25 protein-coding genes are annotated in these 25,778 nt (G+C 64.4%); 14 read left to right on the top strand and 11 right to left on the bottom strand.

The window, feature by feature from the left end; translation table 11 throughout:
* Positions 1–37 precede the first annotated feature (37 nt).
* The 3 genes from ACTSLZ_RS12635 (at position 38) to ACTSLZ_RS12625 (ending at position 2,786) form a co-directional block, all read left to right on the top strand.
* Complete coding sequence (locus ACTSLZ_RS12635) at positions 38–961, top strand: cation diffusion facilitator family transporter (RefSeq protein ID WP_443095238.1); 924 nt, start codon at positions 38–40, stop codon at positions 959–961.
* Positions 958–1,797, top strand: a complete 840-nt coding sequence (locus ACTSLZ_RS12630) for a spermidine synthase (protein ID WP_443095237.1) — start codon at positions 958–960, stop codon at positions 1,795–1,797. Before ACTSLZ_RS12635 ends, ACTSLZ_RS12630 begins: the two co-directional genes overlap by 4 nt.
* 113 nt (positions 1,798–1,910) lie before the next feature.
* Positions 1,911–2,786, top strand: a complete 876-nt coding sequence (locus ACTSLZ_RS12625; RefSeq protein ID WP_443095236.1) for a di- and tripeptidase — start codon at positions 1,911–1,913, stop codon at positions 2,784–2,786.
* Between the two features lie 101 nt (positions 2,787–2,887).
* On the opposite strand, the gene purB is transcribed toward ACTSLZ_RS12625, so the two are convergent.
* Positions 2,888–4,339: an adenylosuccinate lyase gene (purB, locus tag ACTSLZ_RS12620; RefSeq protein ID WP_443095235.1), complete on the bottom strand. Its 1,452-nt coding sequence runs from the start codon at positions 4,337–4,339 to the stop codon at positions 2,888–2,890.
* Positions 4,340–4,532: 193 nt separating this feature from the next.
* On the opposite strand from purB, the gene ACTSLZ_RS12615 reads away from it, so the two are divergent.
* The 6 genes from ACTSLZ_RS12615 to ACTSLZ_RS12590 all read left to right on the top strand — a co-directional run bounded on the left by ACTSLZ_RS12615 (position 4,533) and on the right by ACTSLZ_RS12590 (position 11,788).
* Positions 4,533–5,075, top strand: coding sequence for a hypothetical protein (locus ACTSLZ_RS12615; RefSeq protein ID WP_443095234.1), 543 nt, complete (start codon positions 4,533–4,535; stop codon positions 5,073–5,075).
* The gene (locus ACTSLZ_RS12610; RefSeq protein WP_443095233.1) at positions 5,072–6,634 is read left to right on the top strand and encodes a hypothetical protein; all 1,563 of its coding nucleotides are present in this window, start codon (positions 5,072–5,074) and stop codon (positions 6,632–6,634) included. Before ACTSLZ_RS12615 ends, ACTSLZ_RS12610 begins: the two co-directional genes overlap by 4 nt.
* Before the next feature lie 36 nt (positions 6,635–6,670).
* Positions 6,671–7,819, top strand: coding sequence for a histidinol-phosphate transaminase (locus ACTSLZ_RS12605; protein WP_443095232.1), 1,149 nt, complete (start codon positions 6,671–6,673; stop codon positions 7,817–7,819).
* Between the two features lie 95 nt (positions 7,820–7,914).
* A complete protein-coding gene (locus ACTSLZ_RS12600) occupies positions 7,915–9,093 on the top strand; it encodes a thiamine pyrophosphate-dependent enzyme (protein WP_443095231.1) in 1,179 nt (392 codons plus the stop codon).
* Between the two features lie 2 nt (positions 9,094–9,095).
* Positions 9,096–10,103, top strand: a complete 1,008-nt coding sequence (locus tag ACTSLZ_RS12595) for an alpha-ketoacid dehydrogenase subunit beta (protein ID WP_321201178.1) — start codon at positions 9,096–9,098, stop codon at positions 10,101–10,103.
* A gap of 23 nt (positions 10,104–10,126) precedes the next feature.
* Entirely contained in the window at positions 10,127–11,788 is a 1,662-nt protein-coding gene (locus tag ACTSLZ_RS12590) for a dihydrolipoamide acetyltransferase family protein (RefSeq protein ID WP_443095230.1), read from the top strand.
* A gap of 20 nt (positions 11,789–11,808) precedes the next feature.
* On the opposite strand, the gene ACTSLZ_RS12585 is transcribed toward ACTSLZ_RS12590, so the two are convergent.
* The 3 genes from ACTSLZ_RS12585 to ACTSLZ_RS12575 form a co-directional block, all read right to left on the bottom strand.
* Positions 11,809–12,840, bottom strand: a complete 1,032-nt coding sequence (locus tag ACTSLZ_RS12585) for a hypothetical protein (RefSeq protein WP_443095229.1) — start codon at positions 12,838–12,840, stop codon at positions 11,809–11,811.
* The gene (locus ACTSLZ_RS12580) at positions 12,837–13,568 is read right to left on the bottom strand and encodes a sugar O-acetyltransferase (RefSeq protein WP_443095228.1); all 732 of its coding nucleotides are present in this window, start codon (positions 13,566–13,568) and stop codon (positions 12,837–12,839) included. Before ACTSLZ_RS12580 ends, ACTSLZ_RS12585 begins: the two co-directional genes overlap by 4 nt.
* A 64-nt stretch (positions 13,569–13,632) precedes the next feature.
* Positions 13,633–13,776 carry a hypothetical protein gene (locus ACTSLZ_RS12575; RefSeq protein ID WP_397555121.1) on the bottom strand — a complete coding sequence of 48 codons (144 nt, stop codon included), beginning with the start codon at positions 13,774–13,776 and terminating at the stop codon, positions 13,633–13,635.
* Between the two features lie 47 nt (positions 13,777–13,823).
* On the opposite strand from ACTSLZ_RS12575, the gene ACTSLZ_RS12570 reads away from it, so the two are divergent.
* Complete coding sequence (locus ACTSLZ_RS12570; protein WP_443095227.1) at positions 13,824–15,530, top strand: long-chain-fatty-acid--CoA ligase; 1,707 nt, start codon at positions 13,824–13,826, stop codon at positions 15,528–15,530.
* 98 nt (positions 15,531–15,628) lie between these two features.
* On the opposite strand, the gene ACTSLZ_RS12565 is transcribed toward ACTSLZ_RS12570, so the two are convergent.
* The 3 genes from ACTSLZ_RS12565 to ACTSLZ_RS12555 all read right to left on the bottom strand — a co-directional run bounded on the left by ACTSLZ_RS12565 (position 15,629) and on the right by ACTSLZ_RS12555 (position 18,425).
* Complete coding sequence (locus ACTSLZ_RS12565; protein ID WP_443095226.1) at positions 15,629–16,339, bottom strand: methionine ABC transporter permease; 711 nt, start codon at positions 16,337–16,339, stop codon at positions 15,629–15,631.
* Entirely contained in the window at positions 16,339–17,397 is a 1,059-nt protein-coding gene (locus ACTSLZ_RS12560) for a methionine ABC transporter ATP-binding protein (protein ID WP_397555119.1), read from the bottom strand. The genes ACTSLZ_RS12565 and ACTSLZ_RS12560 overlap by 1 nt, the downstream gene beginning before the upstream one ends.
* Before the next feature lie 131 nt (positions 17,398–17,528).
* The gene (locus ACTSLZ_RS12555) at positions 17,529–18,425 is read right to left on the bottom strand and encodes a MetQ/NlpA family ABC transporter substrate-binding protein (protein WP_321201180.1); all 897 of its coding nucleotides are present in this window, start codon (positions 18,423–18,425) and stop codon (positions 17,529–17,531) included.
* A 425-nt stretch (positions 18,426–18,850) separates the two neighbouring features.
* On the opposite strand from ACTSLZ_RS12555, the gene ACTSLZ_RS12550 reads away from it, so the two are divergent.
* Positions 18,851–20,272, top strand: a complete 1,422-nt coding sequence (locus ACTSLZ_RS12550; protein WP_129314553.1) for an RbtT/DalT/CsbX family MFS transporter — start codon at positions 18,851–18,853, stop codon at positions 20,270–20,272.
* Positions 20,273–20,373: 101 nt separating this feature from the next.
* Here ACTSLZ_RS12550 and ACTSLZ_RS12545 read toward each other — a convergent pair whose 3' ends face one another.
* From ACTSLZ_RS12545 to ACTSLZ_RS12530, 4 genes are all read right to left on the bottom strand, one after another.
* Positions 20,374–20,823 (bottom strand): SDR family oxidoreductase, encoded by a 450-nt coding sequence (locus tag ACTSLZ_RS12545; RefSeq protein WP_443095225.1) that lies wholly within the window; start codon positions 20,821–20,823, stop codon positions 20,374–20,376.
* A gap of 8 nt (positions 20,824–20,831) precedes the next feature.
* Positions 20,832–21,164 (bottom strand): SDR family NAD(P)-dependent oxidoreductase, encoded by a 333-nt coding sequence (locus tag ACTSLZ_RS12540; protein WP_443095224.1) that lies wholly within the window; start codon positions 21,162–21,164, stop codon positions 20,832–20,834.
* 80 nt (positions 21,165–21,244) lie between these two features.
* Positions 21,245–21,376: a hypothetical protein gene (locus ACTSLZ_RS12535; RefSeq protein ID WP_321201181.1), complete on the bottom strand. Its 132-nt coding sequence runs from the start codon at positions 21,374–21,376 to the stop codon at positions 21,245–21,247.
* A 61-nt stretch (positions 21,377–21,437) separates the two neighbouring features.
* Positions 21,438–22,940: an MFS transporter gene (locus ACTSLZ_RS12530; protein ID WP_443095223.1), complete on the bottom strand. Its 1,503-nt coding sequence runs from the start codon at positions 22,938–22,940 to the stop codon at positions 21,438–21,440.
* A 364-nt stretch (positions 22,941–23,304) separates the two neighbouring features.
* On the opposite strand from ACTSLZ_RS12530, the gene ACTSLZ_RS12525 reads away from it, so the two are divergent.
* The 3 genes from ACTSLZ_RS12525 to ACTSLZ_RS12515 are packed head-to-tail and all read left to right on the top strand — an operon-like array spanning position 23,305 to position 25,773.
* Entirely contained in the window at positions 23,305–24,759 is a 1,455-nt protein-coding gene (locus ACTSLZ_RS12525; RefSeq protein ID WP_129314807.1) for an LLM class flavin-dependent oxidoreductase, read from the top strand.
* A gap of 37 nt (positions 24,760–24,796) precedes the next feature.
* Positions 24,797–25,348, top strand: coding sequence for a flavin reductase family protein (locus ACTSLZ_RS12520; RefSeq protein WP_443095222.1), 552 nt, complete (start codon positions 24,797–24,799; stop codon positions 25,346–25,348).
* Positions 25,345–25,773, top strand: coding sequence for an ester cyclase (locus ACTSLZ_RS12515; protein ID WP_443095221.1), 429 nt, complete (start codon positions 25,345–25,347; stop codon positions 25,771–25,773). The genes ACTSLZ_RS12520 and ACTSLZ_RS12515 overlap by 4 nt, the downstream gene beginning before the upstream one ends.
* The last annotated feature ends 5 nt before the right edge of the window (positions 25,774–25,778 follow it).

Here is a 25,778-nt window from a genome sequence, read left to right as displayed (position 1 = left end):
TATAAGCAAATGCTTATGAATGGGGGTGCGGATTCCGATGGGCAATCACCACGACCACGGTCACCAGCACGGGGCCGGCGCAGGGCGACGTCGGCTCGCCGTCGCGTTCGGAATTTCCATCGCGATCTTCCTCGCCCAGGCGCTGGGCGCTGTGCTCACCGGTTCCCTCGCGCTCCTCTTCGACACCGTCCACGTCCTGACCGACGCCGCGGGCCTGGGCATGGCCCTGGGCGCCGCGGTGCTCTCCGCCAGGCCCGCCACGGAGCACAGGACCTGGGGTTGGAAGAGGGTCGAGATCCTGGTCGCCGCGGTCCAGGCGACGGTGCTGATCGTCGTCGGGATCATGGTGGTCATCGAGGCCATCCAACGCTTTTCCCACCCGCAACCGGTGGCTGATCGTGAACTGATCGTGTTCGGCGTGATCGGGCTGCTCGGAAATATCGCCGCGATGGCCGTGCTGTTCGGGGGCGAGAAGAACCTCAACCTGCGCGCGGCATTCCTGGAAGTCGTCAACGATGCGCTCGGTTCCATCGCCGTGATTGTCTCGGCCCTTGTCATCGCGTGGACCGGGTGGATGCAGGCCGACGCCGTCGTGGCCCTGCTCATTGGAGTCCTGATCATTCCCCGGGCCGTCTTCATTCTCCGCGAATCGGTCAGCGTGCTCCTGGAAAGTGCCCCTCCCGGGCTCGACATGGACGCGGTCCGGCGCCATCTCGAATCCCACCCGCAGGTCGTGAAGGTCCACGATCTCCACGCGAGTCGCATCTCGACCGACCTCCCCGTGCTGAGCGCACACATCGTCCTGGACGACCGGTGCTTTGAGGACGGGAAGAGTGCCCAGATGCTCTGCGACCTCCAGAACTGCATTTCCGAGCACTTCGAGGTCTCGATCGCCCACTCGACGATCCAGCTGGAGCCCAAGAGCCACTACCGGCACGAGGCCGGAGAATTCATCGTATGAGCGGCGGTCACCGGGTCCACCTCGGATTCTCGGGTCTGCAAGCGGAAATCCTGCCGGACGGTTTCAGCGACCGCGGGTTCGTGCTCGAGATCGGCGGAGCGGAGCAGTCCCACGTGGACCTGGACCACCCGGAGAGCATCTTCTACGAGTACCTGCGTCGCGTCGGAAACGTCGTGGACACGATCGCGGCGCCCGGCGAGGCGGTCTCCGCGGCGCACCTCGGCGCGGGCGGGCTGACTCTTCCCCGATACATTCAAGCCACGCGGCCGGGATCGCGCCAGGTGGCGGTCGATATCGAGCGCGAGTTGCCGTCGCTCGTCGTGGACCGACTTCCACTTCCGGAGGGTACGCGGTTGGGTCTCCTGATCGATGATGCACGGGAATCTCTGCCGCACCTCGCCTCCGCCGCGGGCCTCGACGACGGGGAAGGGTTCGACCTGGTCGTCGTCGATATCTTTGCCGGCAAGGACTCCCCGGAGCATCTCGCCTGCCGCGAGTTCTACGCGGAGTGCCTCGAACTCCTGTCGCCGCGGGGTGCTCTGGTGGTCAACGTGGGCGACGACGCCGGCCTGCACTTCTTCGCCCGACAGGCAGGGTTCCTGGCCGACGCCGTGAGCTCGGACCCACGCGTCGGCGTCGCATCAGGGGCGTGGACGCTGGCCGATGCCGGCCTCATCAGGACGAAGGGCGAAGGAAACCTGATCCTTGCGGCCGGACCCGGTCTGGTGGACCGGGCCCTCGGATTCGAGCGCCGGTGGTTCGACGCCGGGCCGCACCCAGCCCAGGTTCTGGACCCTCTGCAGACGCAGGAATTCGTGGGAGAATTGGGAACTTGAGTGGTTCGGCGGGCTGAGCTCGGGATTCTCCGCTTTCGGCTGAGACCTGTGGACCCCCGATGAGCACGTGGTTAGATGTGAACATGGCACCGAAGTTTCCCTTTGACTCTGCAATGAAGAATGCATTCGATGACAACGGGCAACCGAAGCCCGCTCTCAACAAGGCCCTGGACACGGTTCTGTGCGTCCAGCGGCCCATGGTCGTCACCTCGATCAAGAAGCTCCGGAAGAAGCACCCGGACGAGACCCCCGAACAGATCGCTCGCCGTCTCGAGCGCCTCTACCTGAGGGACGTGACCGTCGGGGGAGGCGCGGTCGGAGCCTCGGCGTTCATCCCTGGGATCGGCACGGCGACGTCGGTCGGCCTGTCGATCGTCGCCGTCGGCGGCTACCTGGAGCGCACGGCTATTTACGCCCAGTCCGTCGCCGAGCTCTACGGGGCCCACGTCGAGGATCCCGAGAAGGCGCGGACCATGGTCATGGCCCTCATGCTGGGCGACGACGGCAAGGTGCTCATGCAGCAGATTCTCGGCCAGTCCGGTCGGGCATCGGGGATCTCCAACAAATGGGGTCTCATGATGGGCAAGGGCGACGACAAGGGATTCAGCGTCTCCAAGACGATCCGCAACATGTTCGTCAAGCGCTTCCTGGCTCGACAGTCCGGGGCTCTGCTCGGTCGTGCCCTGCCTTTCGGTCTCGGCGCCGTCGTCGGCGGGGGAGCGAACCTGGCGCTGGGGCGCCAGGTCATCCACTCCACGAAGGAAGCCTTCGGGCAAGCACCCAAGCTCTTCCCCGATTCACTCCAGCTGGACGGGCGCGCCCCGAAGTTCGAGGATCCCAAGGAGGAGAAGAAGGCCCAGGTCCTCGCCGGCGACCTGCCCGCGGGGGCCGACAAGGAGGAAGACCCCTCGAAGAAGGCCGGCGGTCACGGTGAGTCCTCGGACGGAACGTCCGGTCACGCCTCGGGAGACGCCGACTCCAAGGGCTGACACGCCTCCTGTCGGTATGCGCACGGCGCGGGCCCGCGCCGTCTTTGCGCTGATCGTTCGGGCGTTGAAAGTTCGGGCGCCCGATGCGGGAACGCCCGGAGCTACCGGATGTAGTCCACCAGGCGGCTCGCAATGCCGTTGTATGTGGCCGGCGTCAGGTTCTTCAGACGCTCTTCGGCCTCGGGCGAGAGGCCCAGCTCGGACACGAATTCGATGAGCCTGGCCTGGTCGACGCGGTGGCCACGCGTCAGATCCTTGAGTCGTTCGTAGGGATTGTCCATGCCGTCCACGCCCGCGATCGATTCCGCGCGCATGACCATCTGAATCGCCTCGGCGAGCACTTCCCAGTTGCGGTCCAGGTCTTCGGCGAGTGCTTCCTCGGCGACGTCGAGCCGCGCCAGACCTTTGGTGACGTTGGAGATGGCCAGGATCGAGTGCCCGAAGGCGACCCCGATATTGCGTTGCGACGACGAATCCGTCAGGTCACGCTGCCACCGAGAAGTCACCAGCGTCTCTCCCAGGGTGTCCAGGAGGGAACAGGAGATCTCGAGGTTGGCCTCGGCGTTCTCGAAACGGATCGGATTGATCTTGTGCGGCATGGTCGAGGAGCCCGTCGCCCCTGCGACCGGGATCTGGCGGAAGTATCCGATCGAGATGTAGGACCAGATGTCCGTGCAGAGGTTGTGCAGGATCCTGTTGAAGTGGGCGATGCTCGAGTAGAGCTCGGCCTGCCAATCGTGGGACTCGATCTGCGTGGTCAGTGGGTTCCACGTGAGCCCGAGGTGCTCCACGAAACCGCGGGAGACCTCCTGCCAGTCGACCTGGGGTGCGGAGGCATAGTGGGCAGCGTATGTTCCGGTCGCGCCGTTGATCTTGCCGAGGAACTCCTGGTTCTCCACGTGCTTGATCTGCCGCTGGAGACGGAAAGCGAGGACCGCCATCTCCTTGCCGAGCGTCGTCGGCGTTGCGGGCTGGCCGTGCGTCCTGGACATCATGGGCATGTCCCGTGCGGAGGACGCCAGGTCCGAGACACCGTCCACGAGCTCCCGGGCGGCGGGCAACCACACGTTGGTGACCGCGTCACGAATCCCGACGGCGTAGGAAAGATTGTTGATGTCTTCCGAGGTGCACCCGAAGTGCACGAGGGGCTTCAGACGTGCGAGACCCAGGGCCTCGAGCCGATTGCCGATGAAGTATTCGACCGCTTTGACGTCGTGAACCGTCACGGCCTCGATTTCGGCCAATTCGCTGATCGATTCGCCGTCGAAATTCGTGACGATGGCCCGCAGGTCGGCCTCCTGGGCCTCGCTCAGCGGCTCCAGGCCGGGCAGGACTTCGTTCCGGCACAGGTAGATGAACCATTCGACCTCAACGTGGACGCGATCGCGGTTGAGCGCGGCCTCCGAAAGATAATCGGTCAGCGGCGCCGTCTGGGGCTGGTAGCGACCGTCCAAGGGACCGAGCGCGATCGGAGGGTCAACCTGAGTCAAGCTGGTGCGCCCGTTCGGAAGCGACGAATCGGACGGACTGGTGTTCTGCGAAGAATTGGCCATGCCCTTATTGTGGCACGGCCGTAGCGCCGCACCGGTTTCGTCCACAGGGCTTCCGAAAGGCTCTTGGCTTCCGCCTCGTCCACACCGAGAGCGATTCCGTGCGGCACGATGAGCGCCGCATTCTTCCACCGGACAGAATAAGCGCCATCGGGACCGCGAGAAGCGCGGGATCGATTCTCGGGGAGGTGGAAGCATGGACATGGTGGCGGCCTTGGGCCTGGTGGCCCCCGCCGCGGTGCGGGGCGTCGCGATCTCGGCGGAACACAGGCTCGCCGAGCTGGCGAACGGCGTGGCCAGGCGCCGAGCGGACCTCGGAACGGCAGGAGAACGGTGGGCCGGTACGAGCGGAACGTCGTGGGAGTCGCCCGCGGCCGAGCTCTTCAGGGCGAAAGTTCGCCGTGAGGCCGCCTGGGTCCTGACGGCGGAGGAGGCCCTGACCCGGGCGGAGCACCACCTGCGCAGAGCGGGTGCGCAGATCAGGCAGAAGCTGGAAGATCTTGCTGGTGAGCTGGACGTACTCGAACATCGGGTGACGGAGTCCGCCGCCCGTGTCGCGGTGAAGGCCGAATCCGGTATTCACGAGGCGGTGGAAGCAGTCGCTCGCGGAGCCCTCGGAATCCAAGCCTCAGAGGACCTTCGAACCGCTCGCGGTGCATACGCGAACGTCGTGGACGGCTCCATCTATCGCGCAGCGGTCGAGGCCATCGGTGGCGCGAGACTCGGTGGTTCACGGTGAGCGGTGTCCTGGGGACCGGACTCAGGGAGTGGGGAATCTTTGCGATGGCCCCCGCCCGGTCGACCGGTGCATTCGCGATCGACTTCGGCACGGTGCCCGAGGGGGCGGTCATGGTTCGCGCGTCGTCGGTGCAACAGAAAATCGACACCGAAGAGATCCATCGCCTCGAGAAGGAGGTTGCCGCCGTGGGTGAGGCCGTGGGTGAGGTCTGGCTGGCCACGGCCCCACTCGTCGCGGAAGTCCAGCATTTCTGGGCCCACGTGGCGCCCGAGGCCGCAGCCGCCGCTCATGCCCTCGACGACGCTCGCGATCTTCTGGTTTCCCTGGGCGTCTCGGCAGCGGACGATGCGGTGAAGCTCCGCGTTGCCCGTACCTCCTACGAACAGGCCGAACATCTGGCCGAGACTCTGGTGAGTGGCTTTAACGCTGTTCATTCGGTTCCCTACCGTTTGTTGTTCGGAACCGCATTGCATTCGGGCGGCAACCCACTGGGCCTGATGCTCGCGGCCGGCAGTTTCGCGGTGGTCGGTGGCTCGGTATTCGTCGCGGATGCGGCGCTTCGGGGAACCGGCGCGGCCACCCGGTCGACGATTGCCGGAAGCGGCGTGCCACTCGAGAACCTCCGACAGGGCATAGGGCGGGCCGTGCGGTATCGACGCGGCATGGGGTTCGGTCTGGTGCGGCTGACGGACTTCCGTACCGTCGAGACCTCGGAGCCCAGGACGACCAGCGGACCTGCCGGTGTCGCGACGGTTGTGACGAGCCTGAAGTCTGCGGGCGATCACGACGACGTGCACGACGCCGCACGTGGCCCGCAGAACCAGGTGTCTCTCGCGCACGTCGATGTGCAGGTCGTGGACAGGCCGGACGGCACGAGGTCGTACCTCGTGTCCATACCGGGCACGGACTTCGACAACCTCACGAGCCGGACGGATCCCAACAGTGCCCGCAGCATCCTGGACGCGGTGACGGTCTCGCCGGAGACCCCCCTGGAGGAGGCCTCAGGTCTCATGCAGCTCGTCGACCGAGCCCTCCGCGAAGCTGGAGCCGGTGTCGATGACCCCGTGATCCTCTCGGGGTTCAGTCAGGGCGGCATGGCCGCCATGGGACTCGCGACGAACAGGGATTTCGGGCGCAGGTACTCCGTGCGCGGTGTCGTGACCACGGGCAGCCCGACGTCGACCTACCGCGGTGTCGATCCCGGTACCAAGGTCCTTCACCTCAGGGACATCGACGACCCCGTGCCGTCCCTGACCGGGGGAGGGATCGATCCCGGCAACGAGCACGCGGTCGTCGTCGTCGGGAACACCGGACGGAACAAGGGGCCGGTGCCGATGACCCATTCGGCCGAAACCTACATCGAGGCAGCAGCCGCCGCCGATCGGGAACTGGGCCGGACGGCAGAGGGCCGAGCCCACCTGCGCATGATCCAGGAGGCGGTCCCGGCCGGATCCACCGTGCGCACCCTGACCTTCGAGGCGTCGTCGGAGACCTACGATCGCAGACCTGCCGCCGAACGAGGCTCGGAACAAGCCGCAGGTCACCGACGTGATTCCTGACACGTCGGCCTCGATGGAAAGGATAGAGTGGAATCCATGACTGAGAATCTGACCCCCGACTCGCAGAAAATCACTCCGCGTCACGTGTTCGGCAACCTCCCGAAATATGTGGCGGGCAAACCCCCGCAGAAGGTCGAAGGGTTGCAGCAGTACAAGCTGTCCTCGAATGAGAACCCTCTCGGCCCGGTTCCGGCGGTGCAATCGGTGATCCAGAAATTCTCGGCGTCGAACAGGTACCCGGATCCGCTGTGCACGGATCTTCGGGAAGCCTTGGGGAGCAAACTCGGTGTCGATCCTGAGGACATCGTGACCGGCGGCGGAAGCCTGGGGGCACTCAGCCAGATACTGGCCGCTTTTGCCGGGGGAAATCAGGACGGAAGCCAGGACGAGGTGATCTATCCTTGGCGCTCCTTCGAGGCGTACCCCATCGTGACCGGCCTGGCCGGGGCAAAGGAGGTGCGCGTACCCAACCTGCCCAACGGGGAACACGATCTGGATGCGATGGCCGCGGCGATCACCGACAGAACGAAGGTCGTGATCCTGTGCACCCCCAACAATCCCACGGGGCCGGCGTTGACCAAGAAGAAGGTCCAGGACTTCATGGCGAAGGTGCCCTCCGACATCGTGGTGGTCCTGGACGAGGCCTACCTCGAGTTCTGTCTGGCCTCCGAACTCACCGACCAGGAGGGCGCAGAAGGCGGCCTCGCGGAAGGAATCGATCTCTACAGCGAGTACAACAACCTCGTGATCCTCCGAACTTTCTCCAAGGCCGCAGGTCTCGCGGGGCTGCGCGTCGGATATTCGATCTCCCACCCGGAGATCACCCAGTACCTGCGGGTTTCCGCGACGACCTTCGCCGTCACGAAAGTGGCCGAAGAGGCCGCGATCGCTTCGCTCGAACACTCCGAGGAGATCGCGGACCAGGTGCGGCACCTCGTCTCGGAGCGAACACGAGTCGTCGATGCCCTGACCGACCAGGGCTGGGACATCCCGGCCACGCGAGCCAACTTCGTGTGGTTGCCGCTGGGGGAGAGAACCCAGGACTTCGCCCGATTGGCGGATGACAACGCCCTCTCGGTGCGTGCGTTCCACCCCGAAGGGGTTCGAGTCAGCATCGGGGAAGACGAAGCCAACACGCGATTCATCAGGATCGCCGGCGAATTCTTGGACGGATCGGGCAGGTAGGCTAGGGGTGTATTTTTTGATCCGCGGGCACCTCTGCACACCGTGCTCCGGCGGACCAACCGGGTGCCGGACAACCTAGCCACATGGGAGGACTCATGGAAACCGCGGAAACCCCACACCCCGGGGCTACCGAGGGCCGTCTGAACCGGGTGACCATTCTGGACGAGAACGGGCACCGTGGATCGGACCCGGACTTCGATCCCTATATCGAGCACGTCACCCTCGACGACCTCAAGAGCTCGTACGCCACCATGTTGACGGTCCGGCGCTTCGACGACGAAGCGACGTCGCTGCAACGCCAGGGAAAGCTTGCCCTCTGGGTCCCGTCCAAGGGACAGGAGGCTGCTCAGGTGGGTTCCGCTCGCGCCATCCCGAAGAACGACTACATCTTCCCCTCCTACCGCGAGCATGCGCTCGCGTACGAACGGGGCGTCGATCTCAGGGACATGATGAGGGTATTCCGCGGCTACGCGCCTGGCGGATGGGACCCCAGGGAACACCGCTTCAACCTCTACTCCTTCGTGCTGGCCTCGCAGATCCCTCACGCCGTGGGCTACGCGATGGGGCAGAAGCTGGACCGGCAACTGAACATTGGTCAGGAAGAGCACTCGGACGACGCCGAGGCCGGCGGCAGCGAGGCGACCGTCGTCTACTTCGGCGACGGCGCCTCGACCGAGGGCGAGGCTCACGAATCCATGGTCTTTGCCGCTTCCTACGACGCTCCGGTCTTGTTCTTCGTCCAGAACAACAAGTGGGCGATCTCCGTGCCGTTCTCGACGCAGTCGCGCCTTCCGCTGGCGGAACGGGCCGCGGGCTACGGCTTCGAAGGCATCCGCGTGGACGGCAATGACCTGCTGGGTGTCCAGGCGGTCACCGCCTACGCCATGGACAAGATCCACCGGGGCGAAGGACCCGTCCTCATCGAGGCCGAGACCTACCGCCTGGGCGCACACACCACGGCCGACGACCCGACCAAGTACCGGACCCGGGACGAAGAAGACGAATGGACCACCAAGGATCCTCTCGTCCGCCTCGAGAAGCACCTGCGGCTGGAAGGTGTCGGGGACGACTTCTTCGAAGAGGCCAATCAACGGGCCAAGGAGTACGGTGCGGAGATCCGCGAAGCCGTCCTCGCCATGGAAGCACCGACCCTCGACGGCGTCTTCGACCACGTGTACGCCGAAGAGAACTCGCTCGTCGAAGAAGAACGAGCCTGGTTCCACGAGTACGAAGCCGGCTTCGAAGATGCCGAGACGCAGGAGGGCGGTCGCTGAACATGAGCGACGTTTCACAGAACAGCGCAATGCCGGTCGAATCGATGCCCATGGCCAAGGCGCTCAACGCGGCCATGTCCGATGCCATGGGCGAAGACAAGGCCGTCCTGCTCATGGGCGAGGACATCGGGACCCTGGGCGGCGTCTTCCGCGTGACCCAGGGGCTCAAGGAGGAATACGGGCCCGAGCGCGTGATGGACACCCCTCTCGGCGAAGCCGGAATCGTGGGTACCGCCATCGGCCTGGCCATGCGCGGATACCGACCCGTCTGCGAAATCCAGTTCGACGGATTCGTTTTCCCGTCGTTCAACCAGATCACCTCGCAGCTCGCGAAGATCCACGCCAGGACTCAGGGCGACGTCAAACTACCCGTGGTCATCCGGATCCCCTACGGCGGCAACATCGGCTCCATCGAACACCACTCGGAATCCCCGGAGGCCCTGTTCGCCCATACCGCGGGCCTTAGGGTCATGTCACCGTCCAATGCGCAGGATGCCTACACGATGCTGCGGGAAGCCATCGCATCCGACGACCCGGTGATCTTCCTCGAGCCGAAACGCCGCTACTGGCTCAAGGGCGACGTCGACCGCTCGGTGTCCGCCCCCTCCACGCAGCGCGCGCAGATCGTTCGGGAAGGGCGCGACGTGACTCTCGCCGCGTACGGCCCCCTGGTCCCCGTTGCGCTCGCGGCGTCGGACGCCGCGCGCGAGGACGGAATGAGCATTGAAGTCGTGGATCTGCGGTCCATTTCCCCACTCGATTTCGACGCGGTCGAGGCCTCCGTGCGGAAGACCGGCCGGTTGGTCGTCACGCACGAGGCGCCCACCTTCGGCGGAATCGGCGGCGAGCTGGCGTCCGTCATCACCGAACGATGCTTCTACAGCTTGGAAGCCCCCGTTCTCAGGGTCGGTGGATACCACATGCCCTACCCCGTGGCCGGAGTCGAGGAGGACTACCTCCCGAGCATCGACCGCATGCTCGAGGCCATTGACCGTTCGCTGGCCTACTAGTCAGCCGGAACTCAGGAGCCCTTATGTCTTCGATTTTCAACCTCCCGGACGTCGGCGAAGGCCTGACGGAAGCAGAGATCCTGTCATGGAAGGTCGGCCCGGGAAGCCCGGTCCAGATCAATGACGTGCTCGTCGAGATCGAGACGGCGAAATCCGTGGTCGAGCTGCCCTCACCGTTCGCCGGCACCGTGGAGAAGATCATCGCCGAGGAGGGCGCCACGGTCGAAGTCGGCGCCCCACTGGTTTCCGTGACCGTCACGGCCTCGGCCGACGGGTCGGAGTCCGAACCGGAAGCGGACACCACCGGACCGGCACCGGGACCGGAGCTGCCCGCCGACGACGTCGACTCCACGACCACCGTGGCGGAGAAGGAAGCCGACAGCCTCGCCGCGCAGGCGGCTCCGGCCGCGGGCGACGTCGACCAGGCGGCCGTCCCCGACAACGCGTCCGCGAGCGAAGGGTCCGATGCGCAGACGGCCGCGCTCGTGGGGTCGGGACCGAAGGCCGATCCGGTCAAGAGGCGGGCCCGCAAGCGACGGTCCTCCGGGGGTGCCGCATCGGGCCGCAGCGAAGAGAGCGTTCACGCCGCGGACGGTGCCACGCAGCCGTGGGAGAAACTGCTGACCCAGATCCTGAATCGTGCGCCGCTCCAGGGCGGAACCTTTGGTTCGGGGATCGCCGAACGCGCCAGAAAATTGGCCGAGGAAGGCCGTGGCGCGCTCAAGCGTTTCCCGGGCCGTGCCGCGGACCAGCCCATGGCGCAGGCGGAAGCGCACCGAACCGTTGGTTCGGAACCGCCTCGTCGCCCCGCCCTGGCCAAGCCTCCCGTACGCAAAGCGGCCAAGGACCTGGGGATCGACCTCGCGGACGTGCCGGCCACCGGCTCCAACGGCCAGGTGACCCAGAGGGACCTGGTCAATTACGCCGCCCACGCGCAGGACGTCGAGAGCCACAAGCCCTCGAACTTCTGGGTCGAACAGGGCAGCCAGGAAGACCGGATCGAACGTGTTCCGGTCAAGGGAGTGCGCAAAGCGACGGCCAAGGCCATGGTCAAGTCCGCGTTCGAGGCACCGCACGTGTCGATCTTCGTGGACGTGGATGCCACGCGCACCATGGAATTCGTCAAGAGGCTCAAGTCCTCGCCGACCTTCGAGGGCGTCAAAGTCACGCCGCTGCTGATCCTGGCCAAGGCCGTGATCTGGGCGACGGCGCGGAACCCCCAGGTCAACTCGCAGTGGACGGATTCCGAGATCCTGATCAAGAGGTTCATCAACCTCGGCATCGCGGCGGCGACTCCGCGCGGCCTGATGGTCCCGAACATCAAGGACGCCCAGGACCTCTCCCTGCGCGAGCTGGCCGTGGCCCTGAATGCGCTCACCAAGACGGCGCGTGAAGGAAAGACCCAGCCCGGCGACATGTCCGGTGGAACGCTGACCATCACGAACATCGGCGCCCTCGGCATCGACACGGGCACACCCATCATCAACCCCGGGGAAGCAGCAATCCTCGCGTTCGGCACCATCAAGCAGAAGCCCTGGGTCGTCGACGGCGAAGTCATCCCCCGGTGGGTCACGACGCTCGGAGGATCTTTCGACCACCGCATCGTCGACGGCGACCTGTCGGCGAGGTTCGTGGCCGATGTGGCCTCGGTCCTCGAGGAGCCCGCGCTCCTGCTGGACATGTAGGCACAAGAGGATTTGTGGGCTCAGTGCCCCTCGAAGCCCCAGCGGTCGACGCTCCGGTGGAACCGGGTGCCCCAGAGCCCACCGAGGATCGCGCCGAGAAGGCCGATCACGAGCACGCAGACCGCCGCGACCAGTCCCCACACGAAGGAGGGGCCGCCCAGGGACTGGACCGAGCCGAGCGGAAGGCTCTCGCCCATCCTGTCCGCGAAGAACAAAGTCAGCACCGTGGTGACCGCGGTACCCATGAGCTGCCACAGCCACACGGCCACGCCCTGCTTGGCACCGGAGAAGCGCCCGGCCCGGCCCGCCGCGTACCCGCCGACGACGTAGGACACGAAGAACACGACGCCGAAGACGCCGCACCACAGGGCCCCGTGACCCGAACCATCGGCCAGGTCCCTGACCGAGTTCCCCAAGTGCGTCGGCAGGCCCGATGCGCCCGCAATGGGGGCGAGGACTCCGAGCGCCCACGTCAGGAATCCGACCAGCGCCGTCGCGACCAGCCACCCGAGCAGACCGGGAAGCAGTTGCAGCCGGCCGTACTCCGCCTTCTGCCGTCTGATGACCATGCCGCGCAGGTCGGGACCGGACGGTGCCGCGGCCTGCCCTGCAGGGCCGTTGGCGTAGCCGGGCCTTCCGGTCGACGCGCCAGGGGCGTCCTCCGGCGAGGTCGGCCGGAAGCTGCGGGGTCCCCCGGTGCGGTCGGTTTCTTCGTCGTACTCGAGGCCCGAACGTTTCTGCGCGCTCGGGGCGGAAGAACCTTCACCGTAGGATGGCAGCGGCCGGGTCGCATTCGAGTCCTGCGTCGCCGACCCCCAGGACCCGTGGTCCAGGACCTGCGTGCGTTGGTCTGCGGCAGAGAGGATGTCCGTGCGGTCGTCGAGGACCTCCGTCCTGCCGCCGTCCAGGACTTCGGTACGGTCCTCATCGAGTCCGCGTGCCCCACGGTCGTCGAGCACCTCGGTAGCGTCCCCGTCCAGAGGCATCGTGCGATTCGCGGCCGAATCCTCGCCGTACGGGTCGTCCCAGGGTTCCGTTGGTCGTTGCGTCATGAAAGCTCCTCGCTCGTCCTCGTGCGGTCGTTCTCCCTAGAATGCAATTCCGTTGCGATCTGTTGTCGGTATTCCTTGGGGAAGTTCTCGACAGCATACTGGCCGGAACGCTCGTCCGGGTGGAGGGTCTTGACCACCTTGGCTGGCGATCCGACCGCAACGGACAAGGGCGGAACGTCCTTGCTGACCACCGAACCCGCGCCGATCACGGAGTCGTGACCCACGGTGACGCCGGGCAGAACAATCGCTCCGCCGCCCAGCCACACATTGTCCTCGATCGTGACGGGGCAGCCGCCTTCCCAACCCCGGGCGCGGTCGACGGGGTTCAGCGGGTGGGTCGGACCCAGGATCTGCACGTGGGGCCCGATCTGCACGTCGTTGCCGATCCGGACCTCGCAGACATCGAGGATCGTGAGCCCGAAGTTGGCGAAGAGCCTGTCGCCGATGTGAATGTTGTACCCGTAGTCGACATAGAACGGGGGCCGGATGCGGACTTCCTCGCCCATGCTTCCCAGGAGATCTCCGAGGAGTTCCTGGGCAGCGGGGTCATCGTCCAGGTCCAGGCGCTGGTAACGATCCGTCATGCGGGCTGCTTCGGCCGACGTGCGGGACGTGCCGGCAGGCTCATTGTTGGTCTCGTTCGCCGTGCCCGACCCGCGGTAGGGAAGACCGGCGTGCATGCGTTCCCGCATGGTCAGGTCGTCGTGGCTGGTTACGGTCTCATTCATTCGGTCGAGCCTTTCCCGGCCGCACCAAGTGCGCCCGAGTGGGGAAGGGGCAATGGAGCGGTGCTCAGGAGAAGATCGCGACGAGTCCGATGATGACCACCCCGACCAGCACGGCAACGCCGACGCCGATCAGCATCCTCTTGTTGATCTCCCTCAGTACCTCGCGAACTTCTTCTTCCGTCCATTGTGATTTGCGGCGTGCACTCATGATGGCCAGTATTCCAGGTCAGGAGGCGGCATGGCAGAATCTCGTACATGGCAGAACCTCAGGAGCAGAACCCCGAGCCCCAGACGATGCAGCGGCCGTGGTTCAAGAATTACAACTCGTACACCTCCTCTTCTCTCGATCTTCCGGAGACCTCCCTGGTTCACGTCCTGGAGAAATCCGTGAGGGAGGCCGGACACCGTACGGCTCTGGAGTTCTTCGGCGCGACCACGAGCTACACGAGCCTCGGAGAACAGGTCTCGCGAGTGGCCGAAGGGCTGCGGCTCATGGGGGTTCAGGCCGGTGACCGTGTCGCGCTGATCCTGCCCAATTGTCCGCAACACGTCGTCGCCTTCTACGCGACGCTGAGGTTGGGCGCCGTCGTCGTCGAGCACAATCCCCTGTACACGGAGGGCGAGCTGCGCCACCAATTCGAGGACCACGGGGCGAAGGTCGCGTTCGTCTGGGACAAGATCGCGGACAAAATCACGAATCAGCCAGATGACCTGCGCCCGCGCCAGGTTGTTTCGGTCAACCTGATCGAGGCGATGCCGGGTCACCTCCGGCTTGCCCTCAAGCTTCCCCTCAAGAAATCCCGTGCCTCCCGCGGGAAGCTGGCGGGTTCCGCCCCGCGCACCGCACCGTGGAAGACCCTCCTCAAGAACGATCCGATCGCAGAGGACCACCACCGGCCCACCGCCCATGACACGGCGCTTCTTCTGTACACGTCCGGCACCTCCGGAGACCCCAAGGGCGTGATGCTGACCCACCGGAACCTGGAGTCCAACGCCCGTATGGGGCAGGAATGGATCGGTCCGGACGACGACGAGGTCATCTACGGTCTTCTGCCGCTCTTCCACGCGTACGGCATGACTCTCGGTCTGGGCGTTGCCATTGCGGTGCGTGCCAAGCTCGTGCTCTTCCCGACCGTGGACTTGGACTTGGTGTTCGCCGCCCTGAAGAAGTCCAAGCCGACAATCCTCCCGGCCGTGCCCCCGGTGTACCAACGCATGCTGGACATGGCCAACGAGAAGGGGACCGACCTGTCCGGGATCCGCTACTCGGTCTCCGGGGCCATGAATCTGCCGCCCCAGCTCGTTGCCGACTGGGAAGCGAAGACGGGCGGGTACCTGGTCGAAGGCTACGGCCTGACCGAATGCGCGCCGCTCGTGGCGTGCAACCCGCTCAACGACACCCGCAGGGCCGGGTCCATCGGTACCCCGTTCCCCTCGACCGACATCCGCATCGTCGACCCGGAATCGCTCCAGGACGTCGCCCGCGGGGAATCGGGGGAGCTGTGGGTCAAGGGGCCGCAGAGGTTCCGTGGCTACTGGAAGAATGAAGAATCCACCCGGTCGACCGTCACGGAGGACGGCTGGTTGCGGACCGGCGACGTCGTGACCATGGACGAGGACGGGTTCCTGTTCGTCGTCGACCGTCTCAAGGAAATCATCATCACCGGTGGGTTCAACGTGACACCGAGCGAGGTCGAGACGGCCCTGAAGACTTTCGACACGGTCAAGGACGCCGCCGTGGTGGGCATCCCGGCCGACGGCGGAGGCGAAGAAGTCGTCGCGGCCGTCATCATGGCGCCGGGACACGCCCTCGACGTCGATGCGTTGCGTCAGCACTGCTACACCAAGGTGACCCGCTACAAGGTTCCCCGGCGCATCGTCGAGGTCGAGGACTTCCCGCGCTCGATGCTCGGCAAGACCCTGCGGCGGGAAGTCAGGACGTTGGTTCTGGACAGGCTCTGATCAGGTCGGCAGACGGCCGGAACGGAACGAGGCCCGCGGCACCTTCCTCGGAAAGTGCCGCGGGCCTCGTACATCGTTGGGAGGCGTCCCCGGGTGGACTATCGCCGCATGATCTTGCGGGCGAGCCAGTTGCCGAAGAGCTGCACGAACTGGACCATCACGATGATGATCAGCACGGACGCCATCGTGATGTCCCAGTTGAACCGCTGGTACCCCTTGGACAGGGCGTAGTCGCCGAGTCCGCCGGCACCGATGTAACCGGCCATCGCGGACATGTCCACGACACCGATCAGCAGGAACGTGTAGCCCAGCACCAACGGACCGAGGGCCTCAGGAAGAATCACCGAGAACATGATGCGCGCCTTGGACGCGCCCATGGCCCTGGCCGCCTCGATCACACCTGGGTCGATCGAGACCAGGTTCTGCTCGACGATGCGGGCCACCGCGAAGACGGCCGCGACGACCATGCCGAAGACCGCGGCCTTCATTTCGATGGTCGTTCCGATCGTGGCCAGCATGACCGGTCCCAGCGCGACCAGCAGGATGATGAAGGGGATCGGGCGCACGAAATTGACCACGAGGTTCAGCACGAAATTCAACGGCCGATTCTGGAGGATGTTCCCGCGCCGGGTCGTGTACAGAAGCAGCCCGATCAGGAAGCCCCCGATGCCGGCGATGACCATGGTGATGGCGACCATCTGGATGGTCTCGAGCGTGGCCTGGACCAGCTCCGGGCGGACTTCAGCCCAGTCGGTCTTGGGCTTCGCCTCGAGCGTGGCCGCGATGAGGGAGTGGGAGTTCAGCGTCATCAGGCGCGCACCTCCTGGACGTTGGTCACGAGTTTGAGCTGTTCGACGGCGGCGTCCACCGCGGAGATTTCGCCCAACAGCTCGAGAGTGAGTTTGCCGTAGGTGCGGCCCTGAAGGGTTTCGAGCCCGCCCTCGACAATGTTGAAACGCACCTTGCGGTCACCGAGTTTCGACAGGACGTCGCCGAGATCGGTGTGGTCCGTGACCTCGACGCTCACGAGGTACCCCTTGTGCCGTTCGATCAGTTCCGACGCGCGGTCGCCCGAGGGCGTCGGCTTGACCGTGGTCGAGACGAAGCGGCGTGCCGGGGCGGTCTGCGGGTTCGAGAAGACGTCGTAGACGTTTCCCTCCTCGACGACCTTCCCGTTCTCCATGACCGCCACGCGATCGGCGATGGACGCGACCACGTCCATTTCGTGCGTGATCACGACGACCGTGATCCCGAGCTCCTCGTTGACCTTCTTGAGCAGCCCCAGGACTTCCTCGGTGGTCTCCGGGTCCAAGGCCGACGTCGATTCGTCGGCGAGCAGCAGCGACGGCTCGTTCGCGAGCGAACGGGCGATGCCGACCCTCTGCTTCTGGCCGCCCGAGAGCTGTTCGGGATAGCTTTTGGCCCGCGAACCCAGTCCGACGAATTCCAGCAGTTCCTGGACCCGCTTCCTGCGCCGGGCGGCAGGCCACCCGGCGACCTTGAGCGGGAACTCGACATTGCCGGCGACCGTCTTGGAATTCATCAGATTGAACTGTTGGAAGATCATGCCGATGTTCGTTCGGGCCTTGCGCAACTCGGGTTCCTTGGCTCCCGAGATCGTGGTGTCCTCCACGGTCAGTGTCCCGGATGTCGTCGATTCCAGGCCGTTGATCAGGCGGACCAGGGTGGATTTCCCCGCGCCCGAATAGCCGATGATCGCGTAGATCTGTCCTCGCCCGATCCTGAGCGAGACGTCGTCCACGGCTCTGACGGGAGTCTTCCCGGTCCTGAACACCTTGGTGACGTGATCGAGGACCACCATGTCCGAGGAGTGCGCCTCGGACACGGGACTCGTGTGCTCGGTCATGTGCTTTCCTTGCTTGTCGGTTGTTTCGGCCTGCGTGGTTGCGGTGCCGTGAGCGCGTTCGACGCCGGTCGGCAGCGGCACTGCCTGACCGGCGTCGAACGCGGAGGAGGAATCCTGGGACGAAGGAACGACTACTTGTCCTTTTCCTTGTCCTTGTTCTCGTCCTCGAGCTTCTTCTGGACATCGCGCAGCTTCTGGACGTCGGTGTCGACGACCACGGCGGTGTTCTTGGACGACTTCTGCTGTGCGTCCTGAACGGGCTGGCTGCGGTAGATGTCGATGATCTTCTTGTACGTCTCGTTGTCCTCCTGGCCCTTCTGGGCGACGAACAGGTTGACGTACGGAAGGGCGGAATCCTGCGAAGCATCGTCCTGGAACAGTGCGTTCTTCGGGTCCAGGTTGGCGTCGTCAAGGAAGTCGTTGTTGACCACGGAGCCATCGACCGACGACATCGATGCGACGGTCTGGTTCGCCTCGACCGCGGTGACGTTGACCTTGGAATTGTCCTTGTCGATGTCGTTCTCGGTCGGCTGCAGGGTATCGCTCTTGAGCTTCAGAAGGCCTGCCGACTTGAGAACGTTGATGGCACGGGCCTCGTTGACGGCGTCATTCGGGATGGCGATCTTGCCGCCCTCGGGGATCTCATCGACCGACTTGTGGTTCTTGGAGTAGAGACCCATGGGGAAGATCGCGGTGGGGCCGACGATCTGGAGGTCGTCATCGTTGTCCACGTTGTAGTTCGCCAGGTAGGAGATGTGCTGGAACCAGTTGAGGTCCACCTGCCCCTGCGTCAACTGGGGATTGGCCTCGGTGTAGTTGTCCAGTTCCTTGTACTCGATGTCGATGTCCTGTTTTGCGGCTTCTTCCTTCAGGACCTTGTTGACCTCCATCTCCTTGGCGATGGCGATCTTCACGACCGTCTTTCCGTCTTTGGTCTCCGGGCCGCTGGGTGTGTCATTGCCGCCGCACGCGGCAAGCCCGAGGGCCAAGGGAACGATCGCCAGGAGGGCGCCAAGTTTTTTCTTCACGGCTATGAATCTCTCTACTCGGTGCGATGATCTGCGGGGTGATTCGACGGGGCGCGACCGGTGGCCCGGAGTGCCCGCCTGTCAGCCCCAATTACATCACGCGTCGTCCCCAGCGCCACCAGTCGCGGGGATGTGTAGCGCCGCCTTACGCGCTACGTCACAATGCGAAATATTTGGTGGGGGATGGGATTCGCTCCCGAGATGATGCCCGAGGCGGCATGCGAATTTTTCGCCGGATCGACGTCCTGGGTGCGACGAAGCCATGAACATATGTTCAGAACGGTTGTGCGATGTCGCAATTCGCGTTTAGGCTAACCGCATGCGTGTGGGACGTCTCACGTCATTCGGTTCTTCGTGAATGACGAGCGACTCACCGCGGAGTTTGTCAACGGGGACGAGCGTCGAGCCCCAAGAAGGAGCACCTTATGTCTTCCACTGCCGATTCTTCGGTACCTCTCAAGGTCGAAGGGCATTACCTCGACCGTATCGGCATACCTTCGGTCCTCAAATGGGGCTTCCTCGGAGTCCTCCTGTTCATGACCGGTTTGGGTGTCGAGTCGAACATCCTCACCCCTCACCTCGTCGAAGTCCTGCACAGCCCCGAGAGCGCGGTTGCGGGCATTATCGCTTCGTACTCGCTCGCCGTGGCCGTGGGCAGCTACCTCTCGGGAGCGCTGTCCGACCTCATCGGACCCAAGAGGGTCATGCTCATCGGCTTCCTGGTCTGGGCCGTTTTCCAGGTCGGATTCATCCTGGCGATGGCCAGTGGGATCTTCTGGCTCGTTGCGGTCACCTACTTCCTGCGCGGGTTCGGGATGCCTCTGTTCACCTTCTCGTTCCTGGTGTGGGTCAACATCACGGCGCTCAAGTCCAAGGCGGGAACGGCGATCGGTTGGTTCTACGTCATGTTCACCGGTGGTCTGCCGACCCTTGGCTCGCTGGTGGCAATCGGCGCCATCCCCGCCTTCGGTGGGGGAACCATCGGCGAGACCGGGGCAATCATCTTCTCCTGCCTCCTCAACGTCATCGGCTTCCTGCTGGTCTGGTTCGGGTGCCACGATTCGAAGGGCAAGCGTCGCATCGCTCCCGAGGGAGAAACCGCTTCCCAGGTGATCTTCTCGGGCCTGCGCCTGACCTTCACCAACACGAAGGTCCTCCAGGGTTTCCTGGTCCGACTGATCAACACCGCGCCTGAGTTCGGCATGTTCATCATCATGCCGGCGGTCATCAGCACGACGCTGGGGTGGGGCCAGTCCCGATGGCTCGCGATGACGGTGTGCGTCTACGCGGGCAACATTCTGTTCAACGCGTTCTTCGGCAACCTGGGCGACCGGCTCGGCTGGGTCACCACGGTGCGCTGGTTCGGTGTGTTCGCCTCGGCGGTCTCGCTGCTGGCCTGGTGGTACGTGCCCCATATGGTGCCCGCGGGATCGAACTGGGGGTACATACTCTCCGTGATCGCCGGTATTTGCTACGGCATCTTCCTGGCCGGGTTCGTTCCCATGGGGGCGATCATGCCGGCCAATGCTCCCGAACACCGGGGTGCGGCCATGGCGATGTACACGACGGCGGCCGGTGGCGCGACGTTCCTCGGCACGGCCGTGGTTGCCGTGGTCCTCAACATCACGGGAGCCATGGGCATGAGCACTTTCGCCCAGAACTCGACCGTGATCTGGGCATTCGTCGCCCTCTACGGTTGCGCGTTCATCATGGTCGGCCACCTGCGTACCGAGCAGGACGACCCGGAGCACCGCCGCAAGATCAAGGAAGCGGATACTCAGGCCCTCGCGATCCAGGAGGCCAATGAGAATCACGTGACCATTCAGGACTCGACCAGTCGAGACTGACTGTCCGGGCCGCGATTGAGCGGTCGCGGTTACTTTCACTGACGACGACGCCCCCGCGCAACCGCTTCGGTTGCCGCGGGGGCGTCGTCGTTGGTGCGACCTCAGAGCGTGCCCGGGTAGGCGCCTCCGTCGAGAAGAATGTTCTGGCCAGTGAGGTACCCGGCATCCTCGGAGCAGAGAAAGGCGCAGACTGCCCCGAATTCCTCGGGATTTCCGTACCGGCCTGCCGGTATGGCGGCTTTCGCCTCTTCGTCCAGCTCGTTTCGGCTCCTGCCGCTGCTTTCGGCTTGGGCATCAAGGGTGTCCATGAGGCGTTGGGTCGCGAATGTGCCAGGCAGCAGGTTGTTGATGGTGACTCCGCGGGAAGCGACACGCGGCTGCCTGGCCAGACCGGCGACGAACCCCGTGAGCCCTCCCCGTGCTCCGTTGGACAGCCCCAGCTCGGGGATGGGCGCCTTGACGGCGGACGAGGTGATGTTGACGATCCTTCCGAATCCTCGTTCGGCCATGTGGTCGACGGTCGCCTTGATCAGTGAAATCGGGGTGAGCATGTTCTGCTTCAGGGCCGACGCCCACTCGCCCGTGCCCCAGTTCCTGAAGTCTCCCGGGGGGGCGGGCCTCCGGCATTGGTGACCAGAATGTCGACCTGTTCGCAGGAGTCGATCAGTGTTCCTTGGACATCGTCGTCGGTGACATCACCGTGAACGGGCAGGATCTGACTCTTCGGGGCGACGGCCCGCAGCTTCTCGGCGGCCTCTTCGAGCGACGCTCGGTCCCTTCCGTTGATCACCACGTTCGCACCGTGTCGCGCGAGAGCTTCTGCGCAGCCGTAGCCGAGTCCTCTGCTCGCGGCACAGACGATGGCCCAGCGGCCCGTTATTCCATATTCCATGAGTCCTCCTTGTCGCCCACTCTGGGCGGACGCACCGAGGCCGGGGTCGACATGATCGACCCCCGGCACGAGTTGTTGGTTTACCATTCAGGGCGCTCGTCGGGGATCAGTCCCTCCCAAGGCAGAGATCGGATGTTCCCGAAGAACGTGGACGCCGAGGGGTAGGCGTCCAGGGAGGCGAGCGTGGTCTGGGGTGCTGAGGTCGAGTACATGGTGTCCTCCTGGGGTGTGTTGTATCGGACGTGTTTGTGATCGGCTCGGGAATCAAAGGCGTCAGTGAGCCCGGTTCACGGGGAGAAAGATGGGCATGGTCGAGGTGTCCAGGTTCTCGTCGCGGTCCTGGTCGCGGACCAGCGCTTCGGCCTCATCGGCAGTTTCGACCACGGGCACGGATCCCACGAGCGGTCGGCGGGCCGACTCCTTCATGAAGAACAGGGCCACCAGCGCGAGCAGCGCGAAGAACATTGCGTAGAAGGCCGGGGAATAGGAGCTTCCCGTCAGCTGCATCAACCCTTGGCTGAAGAAGGGGGCCGTCCCTCCGAAGGCCGAGAGTGCAACGTTGTGGGTGAGGCCCATTCCGCCGTAGCGGGATGCCGTGGGGAACAGCGCGGGCAGCACGGATGCGGTGAGGGACAGATATCCGGTCACCGGAATTGCTATCAGGAACATGGCTACGTACACCGACCACTCCGTGCCTCGGTGCACGATGGCGAAGGCCGGTATCAGCAGGATCAAGGTCGAAGCGATGGCGATGAGATAGACGGGCTTCCTGCCCACGATGTCCGAGAAGCGGGCGACGGATGGGATGCCCGCAGCCACCAGGACAAGGATCGGGACCGTGGCCACGGCCGCGCCCACCGAGGTGACGCCCACCTCCGTCTCGAGGTATGTGGGCATGTAGCTGGTCAGGATGTAGGACAGAGAGCTGTCCGCCGCGGTCAGGGCGCAGCCGATCAGGACCGCAGGCCAAAAGTTCTTGATGATGCCGAGCAAGCCGTACCGACGGAAGATCGATCCGGGCGGAATGGTTACGGACTTGTTGTATTCGTCTTCGAAGGCTGGAGTCTCGGGGGTCCGCGTGCGGAACCAAATGACCACGGCACCGAGAGGGATGGCGACGAGGAACGGGATGCGCCAGCCGCCGTCGAGCATCGCGTCCTCGCCCCAGATGCGGGTCGTCACCGTGGACGTGATGGCGACGACGCCGGCACCGGCCGCGAATCCCAACATGGACTGGCTGTTGAGCCACGACGTCGCGATGCCGCGCTTCTTGTCCGCCGAAAACTCCGAGACGTACGTTGCCACACCCGAGAATTCGCCGCCCGTGGAGAATCCCTGGATCATCTTCAGCAGGTACAGGGGAATCAGGGCCCCCAATCCGATGGTGTGAGAGGTGGGGAGGAGGCCGATCAGGGCCGTGGAACAGGCCATGAGAGTGATGGTCAGGTAGAGGATCTTCTGTCGGCCGATCTTGTCTCCCAACGGACCGAGGACCATGCCGCCCAAGGGCCGCATGATGAAGGAAACGGCGAACCCGGCCAGTGTCACCAGGAGGCCGATGCTCTCATCCATCCCATGGGTGAAGACGGTCGTGATGGTGACCGCGAGGTACCCGTAGATTCCGAAGTCGTACCACTCCATGAAGTTGCCGACGCCGGCGCCGATCTGAGCCTGTTTCATCTTCTTCCGGTCCACGATGACCACGTCGCCAACTTCGAGGTCACGCCCCACGAGGGGCGGGGCCGATGGTGACTCGGTGTTCTCCTGCTGCGCCATCTTTTGACTCCTTCGGATGCAGTTGGGGGTGGCGATCCGGTCGAGGGTCCCAGGGGTCGCCGAAGCAACAACTTTTAAATGTTCATTAGATGGACGTTGTTGGTGCTTGATGCATCATCGTAGGGTGCCCTGGATCACAGGTCAAGAAGTCCGGTCAACTTCGTGGTCAGTTCGGATATTTTGGGGCCTGATGGTTCAGAACGCTGACAAATCAGGGTGCTTACCATTTTTTTGCTCGCACACTGCCACCGAGGGTCGCCAAAATTTCGACCGAGAAAGCTCTTGACCCTGTGATTTGGACTACCGTAGGTTGTAGTCATTCAGTAAACGATACGTTCATTAGATGAACACGAAGGAGTGCGAGATGGACACGCCGATTCGGCTCTTTGCCTTCGATTTCACGGGCCCCGCTCACTTGTCTGCCGGACTCTGGCGGCATCCGAAGGACCGCGGGGATGAGTACACCTCGGTGCGCTACTGGACCGAGTACGCGACCATGCTCGAGAACGCCGGGTTCGATGGAATCTTCTTCGCGGACAACGTCGGTTACCACGATGTCTACAAGGGCTCCGTCAAGGATGCGCTCAAGGACGGCGCACAGCTGCCTGCCAACGATCCGACGTACGTTATCCCCGCCATGGCCGCCGTTACCTCCCGTCTGGGGTTCGGGGTCACGGCGAGCACGACCTACGAGAATCCGTATTCCCTGGCGCGAAAGTTCACGACCCTCGACCACCTGACCGACGGCCGCGTCGGATGGAACGTCGTGACGTCCTACTCGGACAGCGCGGCCAGGAATCACGGAATGGGGGAGCACCACCTCGGTCACGAAGAGCGTTACGCCAGGGCCGAAGAGTTCATCGATGTGACCCTGAAACTCTGGGAAGGTTCCTGGGAAGACGACGCGGCCCCGGCGGACCGCAGCAACGGCATGTACGCGGACCCGGACAAGATTCATCCCGTGGAACACCGGGGAGAGCATTTTTCGGTCCCCGGAATCCATCTTTGCGAGCCTTCCCGGCAACGTACGCCGGTGATCTTCCAAGCCGGCGGGTCCAGCAGGGGTACGGAGCTGGCGGCCCAAACGGCCGAGGCAGTGTTCATGAATGCCACCTCGAAGGCCGGGCTCAAGAAGCAGGTCGACAATCTGCGACACCGTGCCGCCGAGAACGGTCGGGACCCGAAGAACATTGCGGTCCTGCAGATGATCACCGTGATCAGCGCGGCCACAGACGAAGAAGCCGAGCGCAAAGCACAGGAATACCTCTCCTACGTCTCCTACGACGGTGCCATGGCTCGGTACAGCGGCTGGTCCGGTCTGGACATGGATACGTTCGACCCGGACGTTCCCCTCGCCAACGTCAACACGAACGCGGGCCAGACCATGGTGGACCTCTTCTCGAAGATGGACCCCACCAAGGAATGGACGCCGCGAGACATCGCCGAGTACATCGGGTTGGGCGGGACCTCGCCGGTCATTGTCGGAGGTCCGGCCACCGTGGCGGACGAGCTCCAGTCATGGATCGACGAGACAGGGATCGATGGGTTCAATCTGGCCCATGCCGTGGCGTACCAGGATGTCAGCGATTTCGCCGAACACGTGGTGCCCGAACTCGTCGACCGCGGTCTCATGCGGACGCCGGGTGAGGATACCTCGCTCAGGGCGGCGCTGTTCGGCGGGACCTCGGATCATCTGAGAAGCGATCACCCCGGGGCCAAGTACCGCCGTACCACTGTTTCACCACAAGGGGCGGACACACACCCGAACCAACTGGCCACGGCCCCCGCGCCCCAAGCCCTGTCCACTGCGGGATCCTGATCGATCCGCACAGAACACACGAAGGAGGAAAGTCATCATGACCGCTGCACCCTCAGCCGCCCCCGCGGCGGAGAACGTCATTACCAAGGAGGACTACCGAACGGTTTTCGGGCAACTTCCCACGGGAGTCACCGCGATCACCGGGCGCACCGATGAGGGATACCCCATGGGGCTCGTCGTCGGTACGTTTGCCTCCCTCTCGCTCGACCCGCCGTTGGTCACATTCTGCGTCGACAAGTCGTCGAGCACCTGGCCCAGCATTCGGCACATGGAGCGCTTCACCGCGAACATCCTGACCAAGGACCAGTTGCCGGTCTGCCGGGCCCTGTCCCGCAAGGGCACTGACAAGTTCAAGGACGTCGCCTACTCGGAGAGCCCACTCGGCACGCCACGTCTCAAGGACTCCTTGGCGTGGATCGACTGCCAGGTTCTGTCCGAGGTCGTGGCGGGCGACCACTACGTCATCGTCGGCTCCGTGGAGGTCATGGAGGCCGGCGTCGGCGACGCGTTGCTCTTCAAGGGTGGCAAGTTCGGACGCTACGAGGGGATCGACATCGATTCCGCTCACACGGGAGGGGTAGCACGATGACCGACATGTTGAACAAGGTCACCGACGCATGGACGCGTGCCTGGGGCGATGGCGACACCCGGGCTTTCGAGGACCTCGCGGCCTCCGAGTACCGGCGTCATTCGAAGACTGGCGAAGAGGGCATCGAGGAGGTCACCCAGCAGATACGACAGTCCTCCGCGGCCTTCAGCGAATTCACCGTCGAGGTGGTCAACGCGATCGAGGACGACGGCGTCATCGCGATCCTTTGGCGCAGCACCGGCAAACACACGGGTGAATTCATGGGCGTGCCGCCCACCGGGCGCACCGTGACCGTGATGGGTTCATCGTTCATCGAGCACCGGGACGGGAAGCTCATCGATGAATCCTCCGTGTGGGATCCGCGGGAGCTGCTCTCCTCGATGCGCATCTGGCACCTCGGTGACTTCCTGCGGCAAACCACATAGGAGAC

The organism is Rothia koreensis (genome assembly GCF_052232265.1).
Lineage (GTDB): Bacteria > Actinomycetota > Actinomycetes > Actinomycetales > Micrococcaceae > Rothia > Rothia koreensis.
The sequence above is the reverse complement of the archived record's forward strand: the minus strand, read 5'-3'. Positions and strand labels throughout refer to the sequence as shown.

Coding starts and splice junctions, on each gene's coding strand:
- ACTSLZ_RS12575 (WP_397555121.1), bottom strand. CDS start 13,776: ATGAGTGCACGCCGCAAATCACAATGGACGGAAGAAGAAGTTCGCGAG.
- ACTSLZ_RS12580 (WP_443095228.1), bottom strand. CDS start 13,568: ATGAATGAGACCGTAACCAGCCACGACGACCTGACCATGCGGGAACGC.
- ACTSLZ_RS12530 (WP_443095223.1), bottom strand. CDS start 22,940: ATGGCGCAGCAGGAGAACACCGAGTCACCATCGGCCCCGCCCCTCGTG.
- ACTSLZ_RS12570 (WP_443095227.1), top strand. CDS start 13,824: ATGGCAGAACCTCAGGAGCAGAACCCCGAGCCCCAGACGATGCAGCGG.
- ACTSLZ_RS12545 (WP_443095225.1), bottom strand. CDS start 20,823: ATGCTCACCCCGATTTCACTGATCAAGGCGACCGTCGACCACATGGCC.
- ACTSLZ_RS12605 (WP_443095232.1), top strand. CDS start 6,671: ATGACTGAGAATCTGACCCCCGACTCGCAGAAAATCACTCCGCGTCAC.
- purB (WP_443095235.1), bottom strand. CDS start 4,339: ATGGCCAATTCTTCGCAGAACACCAGTCCGTCCGATTCGTCGCTTCCG.
- ACTSLZ_RS12525 (WP_129314807.1), top strand. CDS start 23,305: ATGGACACGCCGATTCGGCTCTTTGCCTTCGATTTCACGGGCCCCGCT.
- ACTSLZ_RS12585 (WP_443095229.1), bottom strand. CDS start 12,840: ATGACGCAACGACCAACGGAACCCTGGGACGACCCGTACGGCGAGGAT.
- ACTSLZ_RS12550 (WP_129314553.1), top strand. CDS start 18,851: ATGTCTTCCACTGCCGATTCTTCGGTACCTCTCAAGGTCGAAGGGCAT.
- ACTSLZ_RS12515 (WP_443095221.1), top strand. CDS start 25,345: ATGACCGACATGTTGAACAAGGTCACCGACGCATGGACGCGTGCCTGG.
- ACTSLZ_RS12615 (WP_443095234.1), top strand. CDS start 4,533: ATGGACATGGTGGCGGCCTTGGGCCTGGTGGCCCCCGCCGCGGTGCGG.
- ACTSLZ_RS12535 (WP_321201181.1), bottom strand. CDS start 21,376: ATGTACTCGACCTCAGCACCCCAGACCACGCTCGCCTCCCTGGACGCC.
- ACTSLZ_RS12590 (WP_443095230.1), top strand. CDS start 10,127: ATGTCTTCGATTTTCAACCTCCCGGACGTCGGCGAAGGCCTGACGGAA.
- ACTSLZ_RS12635 (WP_443095238.1), top strand. CDS start 38: ATGGGCAATCACCACGACCACGGTCACCAGCACGGGGCCGGCGCAGGG.
- ACTSLZ_RS12625 (WP_443095236.1), top strand. CDS start 1,911: ATGAAGAATGCATTCGATGACAACGGGCAACCGAAGCCCGCTCTCAAC.
- ACTSLZ_RS12540 (WP_443095224.1), bottom strand. CDS start 21,164: ATGGAATATGGAATAACGGGCCGCTGGGCCATCGTCTGTGCCGCGAGC.
- ACTSLZ_RS12630 (WP_443095237.1), top strand. CDS start 958: ATGAGCGGCGGTCACCGGGTCCACCTCGGATTCTCGGGTCTGCAAGCG.
- ACTSLZ_RS12600 (WP_443095231.1), top strand. CDS start 7,915: ATGGAAACCGCGGAAACCCCACACCCCGGGGCTACCGAGGGCCGTCTG.
- ACTSLZ_RS12595 (WP_321201178.1), top strand. CDS start 9,096: ATGAGCGACGTTTCACAGAACAGCGCAATGCCGGTCGAATCGATGCCC.
- ACTSLZ_RS12565 (WP_443095226.1), bottom strand. CDS start 16,339: ATGACGCTGAACTCCCACTCCCTCATCGCGGCCACGCTCGAGGCGAAG.
- ACTSLZ_RS12560 (WP_397555119.1), bottom strand. CDS start 17,397: ATGACCGAGCACACGAGTCCCGTGTCCGAGGCGCACTCCTCGGACATG.
- ACTSLZ_RS12520 (WP_443095222.1), top strand. CDS start 24,797: ATGACCGCTGCACCCTCAGCCGCCCCCGCGGCGGAGAACGTCATTACC.